The following is a 10060-nucleotide window of genomic DNA, read 5'->3' on the forward strand; positions in this document are numbered from 1 at the left end:
AGGATGCAATTTATGCCAATACGAACGACCAATCCTAGCACGAGAGAAGTTATAAAAACTTACCAAGAAATGACGGATCAACAAGTTGAAGATATTATTAGGAATACCCATCATGATTATGAAAAATGGCGAAGCGCAGGTTTTAAAGAACGTGGTAGAAAACTTCGCCGTATTGCTGAATTGTTACGAAAAGATAAAGCCGATTACGCAAAATTAATCGCAACGGAAATGGGAAAACCCATAACAGCAGGCGAAGCGGAAGCTGAAAAGTGTGCTTGGGTTTGTGATTATTATGCTGATCATGCAGAAGCATTGCTAAAACCTCGAACCGTTAACACGGATTGGAAAAAAAACTATGTAACTTACCAGCCTAGCGGCGTCATTTTTGGCATTATGCCGTGGAATTTTCCTTTGTGGCAGGTATTCCGTTTTGCTGCGCCTAATTTAATGGCTGGTCACGGCTGTTTGTTAAAACATGCTTCGATTTCAACAGGTACTGCCCTTGCGATCGAAAAGTTAATACAATCTGCCGATTTACCCGATAATATTTTTCGAACCCTTGTCATTAATACGGAAAAAGCGAGCGATGTCATCTCTCACCCTAAAATTTCTGCAGTAACCCTAACTGGCAGCGAAGGCGCTGGAAAAGCGGTGGGAAGTGCTGCTGGTAAAACACTAAAAAAAGTGGTTTTGGAACTCGGTGGCAATGATGCTTACCTCATTTTAAAAGATGCCGACTTAGAAAAAGCAGCAGAAGCTTGCGTGGAATCTCGCTTGAGCAATTCAGGACAATCTTGCATTGCCGCCAAACGCTTAATTATTGTTGAAAATGTTTATGATGAATTTAAATCGCTCGTGATAGAGAAAGCTCAATCCTACCAAATGGGTGATCCCTTAAAAAAAGAGACGGTGCTTGGCCCGCTATCGCGTTCCGATTTACGCGATACCGTCCATCGGCAAGTGAGGGAATCGATCGATAAGGGTGCTTTTTTAGAAATGGGTGGGGAAATACCGGAAAGTAAAGGCTTTTACTACCCCCCTACCGTACTTTCAGGCGTTCGGGCGGGACAACCTGCTTTTGACGATGAAGTATTTGGACCGGTTATTACACTTATTCACGCAAAAGATGAAAAACACGCTATTGAAATAGCTAATAATTCAAAATTTGGGTTAGGAGCAGCTGTTTTTACTAATGATAGTGAACGCGGCGAAAAAATAGCGGTTACCGAACTTCAGGCGGGCACCTGTGTCGTTAATACTTTTGTTAAATCCGACCCGCGGTTGCCTTTTGGAGGTGTTAAACATTCGGGTTACGGTCGTGAACTGGCGGCTGAAGGAATTCGTTCGTTTATGAATGTGAAAACGGTGGTCGTTGATTAGGTATGCGCGCTGGTTATTCATTTTTTCCTTAGTAAATCGACTGCAAGCAAAGGTGCTGGGCGGTTTTGCTTCCCGTGTTTGTATTTATTAGAGAGTTTATTTAAAAAAACAAAAGGAATAAATAGCCAAGGGACTTTTTTGCAATAATGATCCCAATCCTCTCCATATTTTTGTCGACAGCGATTAATATCACGACGAGCTCGATGAACAATCATGCCCACGAAGAAAGTTACCTAAAAATAAGGTAAAAAGTGATTAAATCCGCAAATTAAACCCCACGATAATACCATGACGATATCAGCCGTGTAATGAATTTTGCGTGTGTAACGCCACCAACCGTCGATTAGCAGTAAACTGCCGTTTGGCTTGAAAGTAAGTCGGATTTTTTTAACGTTCCCCACGGCAATTGAGGAAAGGCTTTTCGTTTTACATACGTACCGCACTCTTGCATATGAAAGCTATTGCGTTGGCTTTGGGAGGTATCCCATACATAATAGGCACCGATCAATAATGCAAAACAAAGTAAAGTATACGGTAATGAATGTTCAAAAGGCGCGTGTGAAGCCATGTACATGGAATTGATACAATAAACAAATGGGACACTGGCAAAATTCCAGAAAATTAACATCCAACCCAATTTTTCGTAAAAAATATCCCAATTCATTGGAATACATTCTTCGCCTTTCATGCAAGCGTTTGTACACAATCCGCGGGCCAATACCATAAAAATCATAGATGTGCTAATAACGTGATAAGTCGCGTATTGGTGGACCACCGCGGATAGGATCAATTAAAAATAATAAAATCCAGGCGATCCATAAATAATACAAAACAAGATGAGAACCCGCCATTATAAAAAACACGCCCCACCGAATTCTTTAATAGGTTCAGCATCTAATTTTCGATCGAGTGGGGTATAACGTGCACATTCCCTGTCATTTTTATCTCCCGATTAGGCCCTTCTCGCGCTCATATCCTTACCCACCAGTCACAGCTATTTCAATTTTAGGCTTCACCATTCCTGCACAGGAGGAATGACGGGCTTTAAGTTTTTTAGTCCTTACCGCTTGTGGGTAATAATATGCTCGCACTATTTTTTTTTAAGTTTATCACTATCACCTCCCATTGAGGAGAAATTTTTATCCATCCAGACCGCTGAGCTCGTCACCTTGCCCTACAAAAAATACAAAAAAGTAGCCAATATTTCGCTGCATACGGGCTATTACTGCCATAAACAGCTACTGTAAATGAAAATTTACCAATATCGATACCGATAAAATTATTGTATGATCTCATCTCATCCTCGAGAATTTTGTTTAGGATTCTAAGTGGGAGAGTAGAATGACTTCCCGGTCAACTATTCAAACGTCTCGAGAGAATAGAGCCGAGGATCTTGATCCAGTCGATTGTATAAAATCAACTCCCGCACGATCGCTCGTGCCCGTAATCCCTCGGGTATTCTGGGGATTTCTCTCTGAACGCTATTTATATCATGATGGAAACTCACAATCCCCGTGGCTTCGGCCGTCAAAGCCTTCGATTCTTTGTCTGTCGGTAGGCAGCCTACGCACGAAGATGACACACGCTGGGTTACATCGTGCCTATCAAATAGAGTCGCACCCTTCATTTAAGCTTTAGCCCGATTTCCGTTAGACATTAGGAAAAATAATGGAAAAGCTGCTATAGTGCTATTATGCTTTAAAATTTCCTGAGAAGAATCTTATGGCGACTTTAACTCATACTTTAATTAAGACACTTAATGCGATAGGTTTAACCTTTGGAACATTAACAGCAACTGCCAGGAACAGTCCTATACGTAGCTTTTCAGACGCTCAATTCCCACTATGTTAGTTGTAAATTCCTAGATAGGAAACAATGAGGGCTGATGAAAGTAAGGTAACGCCTGAGGTTGATGAGGCTGATTCATGCGGTGGCTCTGTGAAGCTGTGAAGCCGCATATACGTTCTTTTCGTCAAAACTGATTGTTGACAACAACCCTGGGGCCATATACGTATAGACCAAAGCAGAATACGGGAAAATAATGATCTCGTCTATCATCCCCGTATTTCACTGCGCTCATACAGGTTACTTAGCTTAACTTGTATATTCCTTAAATGCATTTTATCTTCTTCTTAACAAAAAAATGGGTAACTTTTTAAAGATTCCAATCTTACCCAAGAAGTTACCCATCTTTTTTCTGGATTTGTCGAATTCCTCGAATCACTCAAATGACGATATCGCAAAAAGTATTTGAAAACAAGGGGATTTCGAAGTCATCGAAAGCATTAGAACCTAATATGGCGGAGAGGGCGGGATTCGAACCCGCGTAGGCCGTAAGGCCTCAGCCGATTTCGAGTCGGTGCCGGTGTGGCCGCTTCGGTACCTCTCCAATCAATCTTGCTTGAGGACATCAAGAGGGGGACTATTCTATAGAAACAAGCTGATATTTCAAGGTATTAATATCATCCCATGGCTAGATCATTAGAAAGGACACTTGAGTTCTCTTAACGGAAATTCAAAGTTCAGCATAAAAATGCTGGACCTCGCTTCTTTCTATAAGAAATTTTATAAAATTAAAATGGTCCAAATATTCAAGCTGAGATAAGGGTATACTTTCTTTAGTGTCTTCCATATTCTTAATTTCGCCGTATTCATCAAAAGCAGGGACATGAAGAAAAGGGAAGCCGGAATTACGGATACCTTCTGGAGGTTGATCATCACACAATAGCACACACTCTGATTTTAACTCCCCTTCCATCTCTGTGTAAAATGCTATAAATTCTAAAACCGATAACTTACTTTTTCTATTCGTATAAAAAACATCAGAAATTAATCGATAGTTTTCATCGTTTATCTTGTTTGTAAATTTCGTCTGAATCTCATTACCACAAAAATAAATAGAAGCGTTGGATACGAGTTTGCTTCTTATCGTCATCGCACCCCCCCTTCCCGAAGCATCGGGTTCGGGAGCAGCTTGAAAAGTAGCGAAAACCACTTTTCCTCTTCTCTCTCTGTTTATTCTCTTGGATGAAAAAAACAAGACGGATTCACTCTTTCGCGAATAATCATTGCGATACTCGCCACAATACTTCTTAAGTCTTCTAAATTAAGATAACACTCGTTCAAGCTTTGCCTAATGACCGAATAAGCTATTATCTTTTTTAAATACATTTTTACTTGATTTAAAGCAGTAGATTTATAAAACTTTTTTAAAAGACGAGGAATGCGTTTTTCAATAAAATCGTTAATTTCATTTTTTAGTTGCTCGTTTTCAGCGGAGGGATCAATGAACGAAATTTCCGGGAGTGCATCTTGGGATGAACGATTTCCCGACGCTAAAATCTCAGGAGCTGACAAGGAGCATTTCATTTACGGCAACTTAATTTGAAAACGATGGGCAATTTCTTCATAAGACTCGACGACCCGTCCCATGTCTTTGCGAAAACGGTCTTTATCAAGGGGCTCTTTTGTTTTGGCGTCCCAAATGCGACAAGAATCGGGACTAATTTCATCACCTAAGTAGATTTCATCGTCACTGACGCCAAACTCATACTTGGCATCCACCAAAATTAAATTAACGTTAGAAAATAAGGCAAAAAGCACATTGTTAATTTTAAAAGACAATTCTTTCATGCGATCCAACTGGGCCTGTGTTGCCCAACCAAAGCTCAACGCGTGGCTTTCATTGACCATAGGATCGTGCAGTGGATCGTTTTTCAAAAACAACTCATATAAAGACGGATTGAGCCGAAGACCGCTTTCAATTCCTAATCGACGGCACAAACTTCCCGCTGCAATATTACGAACAACACATTCAAGGGGAATCATTTTAAGACGTCGAACCAATGATTCATTCGGTGAGAGGACACTTTCAAAATGAGTTAATATACCTGCATCTTTCAACGCCTGCATAATGTGCGCATTAATTTGATTATTAATAACCCCTTTTCTCGCTAATTTCTCGTCTTTTTCACCATCAAAGGCCGTTGTATCGTCACGAAACTCAGCAATTAAAAAACCAGGTTCATCTGTTTCGTACATGGATTTAACTTTACCGCTGTAGAACAATTTTCGTTTTGATGGGTTCATCATTATGCAACTTTTTGTTGGATGGCCGTCAATATTCGTTGGCTAACGTCTTTAGCGGCGGGTTGATTGCCCTTACTGAGTAAAATCACTTGTGTTTGATTTCCTTGGGCCTTTAGATAAACGCGATAAATGGGCGTTGCTTTTGTAATCTTATTATTGGTGCTTTTAACGTCCAATACGTAATAAGAGTGGAGCGCGCTATCTTGATCAAGAATTTGGTAAGGAGTTTTTTGCAAAGCGCGCCCCACTTTACTCCAAGCTACAGCGGGTTTTTCTACGATAGTCATAACAGGCGAGCCTTGATTACTTTGTTGTAAAGTCACCATCGTTCTTTTTGAAAAGGATTGTTGTAATTGGGTTTGGTTTTCAAATCGCTGCAAATTGCTGCCTGGCAGAGCAAGCGAGGGTGATTGAGTAACCGAAGGAGCCACGTCCGGCACGGGGTAATAATTTTCACCGCGCTTCACCGGTATATCCGTGGAGGTTCTCATTACTAGAACGGTCCGAGCGTGTGTCAAATAATTTTGAGGACGTTTTGCACACCCTACCAAAAGCATCGTTATCGCAATCACTGTTATCAAAGTTAAATATCGCATATTTATTTTACTCCATACCTAGCATTTAATGCCCACTTGTTGCAGAGATTCTCTCACTTTAGCGTGATATCGCTCGCTCAATGGAGTTAAAGGCAATCGAATACCATCAGGAATTACCCCCATTTGAGACAATGCCCATTTTACCGGAATAGGATTGGATTCAACAAACAATGAATCATAAAGAGGTGACAATTGATCATTTTCTTTTTTCGCCAATTCTACGTTACCCGAAACAGCCGTTATGCAAAACGTGTGATAACGTTTGGGAACTACATTCGCCACCACTGAAATAACCCCCTTTCCACCCGCTAGCATAAAATCCATTGCCGTTTTATCATCACCACTTAGTAAATCCAAGTCCTCAGCTTTTAATTGCTTAACCCGTTGGATATCGCCTGTCGCCTCTTTGAGGCCCACTACATTGGGACACTTCGCTATTCGTATTACGGTTTCAGGCAGCAAATCACACGCGGTTCGTGAAGGCACGTTATAAAGTATTTGGGGAATAGGTACAGCTTCTGCAATCGTTTTAAAGTATTGAAAAAGACCTTCTTGGGTGGGTTTATTGTAGTAAGGCGTTACTATTAAAGCGGCATCTGCGCCGAGTTCCATTGCCTGCTGTGTCATTTCAATAGTATGAACGGTAGAATCTGCACCCGTTCCCACAATGATCGGGATTTTTTTATTTACTTGGTCAACGACTCGTCGAATAATTTTATGGCGTTCCTCAGCGCTGACCGTCGGTGACTCTCCTGTGGTCCCCAAAATAACCAATCCATCGGTGTCATTTTCCAGATGCCATTCAACCAATTCTTTCAAATTGGAATAATCAATCTCTCCGTTTTCCTGCATCGGCGTCACTAAGGCGACAAGACTACCACTCAACATAACGTTCATCCTCTTTTCTGTCATTCTATGTCATTCTTGCTAGAGTTCGCAATTAATCTTATTGATGGATGATAGGTATAATAGCCCCTCGATAAGCGACCACGGTAGCAGCTAAATTAGCGGCTTTTTGGGAGGCTGCCGCTGAATTTAAGCCTTCAAAGCGCGCCGCAAGGTAAGCCCCGTTGAAAGCGTCACCTGCGCCAGTGGTATCAATGACCTTAGTCGCTCGCTCAATGGCGACTTGCTTTTCGCCTGTCTCATCCGATAACCAATAACCATTTTCCCCTTGCTTAACGACCACTTCCTGAACACCGAAACGATGAAACCGTTGGGCCGTTTCTTTGGGACTTTTATCGCCAAAAAGAATCTTTTCATCTGAAAATGAAGGCAATCCTATCGTCGTCAATTCCAGTATTTCTTCTATAATGGCGCGCGCTGAATCCAAATTCGGCCAAAGGCGGGCACGGAAATTAGTATCAAAACAAATGGGTTTTCCTTTTTCATGTGCCACCTTAAGACAATCTAAAAGTTTGTCACGCCCTGTTTCATAGAGCATGGCAAGCGTAATTCCTGATAGGTACAGACTATCGAATTCCAACAGCTTCTGACAAAGACGATCACCATCTTCGCCTTCAAAAAGCGCCTGAGCGGCCGAGTGCGAGCGGTAGTAATAAAAATAACGCTCCCCTTTTTTGTCGTTACGAATTAAATATAACCCCGGCAACTTGTCGGAAATTTGGCGGACCAGGGAAACTCCAATGCCTTCGCCCAGCCACTGATTTAACATTTCATGGCTAAACGTATCAGTCCCAAGCGCCGTTACGTAATCGACCGTAACCATGCTTGTTTTACTCAACGAGCGAACGAGATAAATCGCCGTATTCAATGTATCACCGGCAAAATTAACGCTAAAATCTTTACAATTTTTAGGCGTGAGTTCAATTAAACATTCACCAATAATCGCTGTTCGTTGGTGCGATTGAGACATTTGTCTCCTCCCCATCAAGAAACTTGGTATTATACTAAGATGGATTGGCAAGCAATACTTATTCTAGGAATTCCGACGCTCGTTACGGTTAGCGTAGGCGTTTTAATTTATGGGCGACTGAAACAACAACATCGTGTTGATCAAACTCTCCACCAAGAATTGCTCATTATTCAGGACCGTTTAAAACAGTGGGATGAGCAACGGAACTTTATACAATCACTTATCCAACAACAACAAAAAGAGCAAACCAAACAACGTCAACGATTTGACGAATATCAAATAAAAAGCTTGAAATTGATTCAAGATAGTTTGATACAGAACATGCAAAGTATTCGGGAGCAAGTCAGCGCTACTCTCACCGATCACACCGAAAACTTAGGCAAACGCGTAGACAAGCTCACGAGTGAAACGCAAGAACGACTCAAAGAAATTAGCGGGCAAGTGGATCGTAGGTTGACGGAAGGCTTCGAAAAAACTACTGAAACGTTTACGGATGTGGTTAAGCGTTTAACCATTATCGATGAAGCACAGAAAAAAATTACCGAATTATCGACAAATGTGGTTAGTCTCCAAGAAGTCTTATCTGACAAACGTTCGCGCGGCGCTTTTGGCGAAGTGCAATTGTCGAGTTTAATCCGCAATATGCTGCCCGAATCTCACTATGCGTTACAGCACACGTTAACGAACAATAAACGTTGTGATTGCATTTTATTTTTACCTGAGCCCACCGGAAATATCGTCATTGACGCAAAGTTCCCCTTAGAAAGCTATCAGCAAATCCACAACGAAAAACTTTCGGAAAGCGAGCGGGCGCAAGCGGAAAAGCAATTTCGATCGGACATACGAAAACATATTCGAGATATCGCTGAAAAATACATTGTTCCTGGGGAAACGGCTGAAGGCGCCGTTATGTTTATTCCGGCTGAAGCGGTTTTTGCTGAAATACACGCTCACTACCCCGATCTCATCGAAATAGCCCATAAATCGCGGGTGTGGCTCGTGTCGCCAACGACCATGATGGCTATTTTAACAACAGCGCGAGCCGTTTTAAAAGATGCAGCGACCCGAAAACAAGTGCACATTATTCAAGAACATTTAATCATGCTGAGTAAAGATTTCGACCGCTTTCAAGACCGGATGGACAAATTGGCTCATCACATCGGCTTGGCGCATGAAGATGTTTCCAAGGTTCATAAATCTTCGCAAAAAATTACAAGTCGGTTCAATAAAATCGAAAAGGTGGAATTGGATTTTCAAGACAACCAACCTGCCCCCGACCCCGTCATTCCTGCTTCCGACCAGATCGGTGGGCGGGAATGAGGTGATAAAAATGGTGGACAATACTTCTCATTCCAGGAAGAATAAATGGAAATAGCAAAGAAGTCAGATAAAACCTGACTTTTTTGCTATAAAAAGATTTTTATCAATGATGATTACAATGGCGATGGCCACGCCGATAGTTCACACAACGGTGTGCAGTACCCAATTTTGCACTGAGCCCTGTTTGATAAACTACGTGATCGGCTGGCATTGGCGTGCGTGAAGAACAACCGCTTAAAAGAAGTGCAGCAACAATCACTGAAATCATAACAGAAATTTTTTTGTTCATAAAATAATCCTTATCGAGGTTGAGTTAGTTTAAGCCCGGTAAAAATGATAGGAGTATTTGAAAGGAAATGCAAGTTTATACAATGGAAATTTCATCTCGGCAGCAAGTTTATCAGCCGAATGATACTGATCTCACTTCATTAAGATACCATTTACGCAATTCCACTGAAAAAATACCGGGAATGGATTCTTGCGCGAAATGTAATACATCGGAAAATTCGACCAGCGTTAAATTAGGCAAATGTTCTTTTGCCCATTGAACAGTGGCCATCGTGGTTACAAAGCCCAGGCACTGCATACATCATTAATTTCGACTGTATCGCTTCTTTTGACCATTGAGAATAATTTTTAATCAACGTAACTACCGGTCTCTTGCTGTCCCAAGTGGCAAATCCTGCAAATATTGCCATAATGGCTTTCGACTTTCTTTGATTAGAATAAGAACAAAAATAATTGAGAATAAGAACAAAAATAATTGAGAATAAGAACAAAAATAATTGGCCATTTCTTT

Annotated in this window: 8 protein-coding genes, 1 tRNA gene and 3 pseudogenes; 2 read left to right on the plus strand and 10 right to left on the minus strand. The window is 41.3% G+C overall.

All coding sequences use genetic code 11. From position 1 onward, the window contains the following. Positions 1-3: 3 nt before the first annotated feature. Positions 4-1380 (plus strand): NAD-dependent succinate-semialdehyde dehydrogenase, encoded by a 1377-nt coding sequence (locus OWO34_RS05425; protein WP_267256814.1) that lies wholly within the window; start codon positions 4-6, stop codon positions 1378-1380. Between the two features lie 104 nt (positions 1381-1484). Here the strand turns inward: OWO34_RS05425 and OWO34_RS05430 are convergent. The 8 genes and pseudogenes from OWO34_RS05430 to OWO34_RS05470 all read right to left on the minus strand — a co-directional run. Next, positions 1485-2195, minus strand: a pseudogene (locus OWO34_RS05430) (delta(24(24(1)))-sterol reductase); the annotation flags it as partial. A 542-nt stretch (positions 2196-2737) separates the two neighbouring features. Further along, positions 2738-3007 carry a hypothetical protein gene (locus OWO34_RS05435; protein WP_267256815.1) on the minus strand — a complete coding sequence of 90 codons (270 nt, stop codon included), beginning with the start codon at positions 3005-3007 and terminating at the stop codon, positions 2738-2740. A gap of 671 nt (positions 3008-3678) precedes the next feature. Then, a tRNA-Ser gene (locus OWO34_RS05445) sits at positions 3679-3769 on the minus strand. Between the two features lie 115 nt (positions 3770-3884). Beyond that, positions 3885-4749: pseudogene (locus OWO34_RS05450) on the minus strand (hypothetical protein). Next, positions 4750-5472, minus strand: a complete 723-nt coding sequence (purC, locus tag OWO34_RS05455) for a phosphoribosylaminoimidazolesuccinocarboxamide synthase (protein ID WP_267256816.1) — start codon at positions 5470-5472, stop codon at positions 4750-4752. It abuts the pseudogene before it with no gap. Then, positions 5472-6065 carry an outer membrane protein assembly factor BamC gene (gene bamC, locus OWO34_RS05460; RefSeq protein WP_267256817.1) on the minus strand — a complete coding sequence of 198 codons (594 nt, stop codon included), beginning with the start codon at positions 6063-6065 and terminating at the stop codon, positions 5472-5474. Before bamC ends, purC begins: the two co-directional genes overlap by 1 nt. 18 nt (positions 6066-6083) lie before the next feature. Further along, on the minus strand, positions 6084-6953 hold the full coding sequence (gene dapA, locus OWO34_RS05465; protein WP_267256820.1) for a 4-hydroxy-tetrahydrodipicolinate synthase: 870 nt from the start codon (positions 6951-6953) through the stop codon (positions 6084-6086). A 58-nt stretch (positions 6954-7011) separates the two neighbouring features. Further along, complete coding sequence (locus OWO34_RS05470) at positions 7012-7941, minus strand: sugar kinase (protein ID WP_267256818.1); 930 nt, start codon at positions 7939-7941, stop codon at positions 7012-7014. Between the two features lie 39 nt (positions 7942-7980). On the opposite strand from OWO34_RS05470, the gene OWO34_RS05475 reads away from it, so the two are divergent. Further along, positions 7981-9261: a DNA recombination protein RmuC gene (locus tag OWO34_RS05475; RefSeq protein ID WP_267256821.1), complete on the plus strand. Its 1281-nt coding sequence runs from the start codon at positions 7981-7983 to the stop codon at positions 9259-9261. A gap of 103 nt (positions 9262-9364) precedes the next feature. Here OWO34_RS05475 and OWO34_RS05480 read toward each other — a convergent pair whose 3' ends face one another. Continuing rightward, entirely contained in the window at positions 9365-9550 is a 186-nt protein-coding gene (locus tag OWO34_RS05480; protein ID WP_267256819.1) for a lipoprotein, read from the minus strand. 111 nt (positions 9551-9661) lie between these two features. Beyond that, positions 9662-9985 (minus strand): annotated as a pseudogene (locus OWO34_RS05485) (haloalkane dehalogenase); the annotation flags it as partial. Positions 9986-10060: the final 75 nt, after the last annotated feature.

Origin of the sequence: Coxiella endosymbiont of Ornithodoros maritimus, assembly GCF_907164965.1 — a bacterium.
Taxonomy (GTDB): domain Bacteria; phylum Pseudomonadota; class Gammaproteobacteria; order Coxiellales; family Coxiellaceae; genus Coxiella.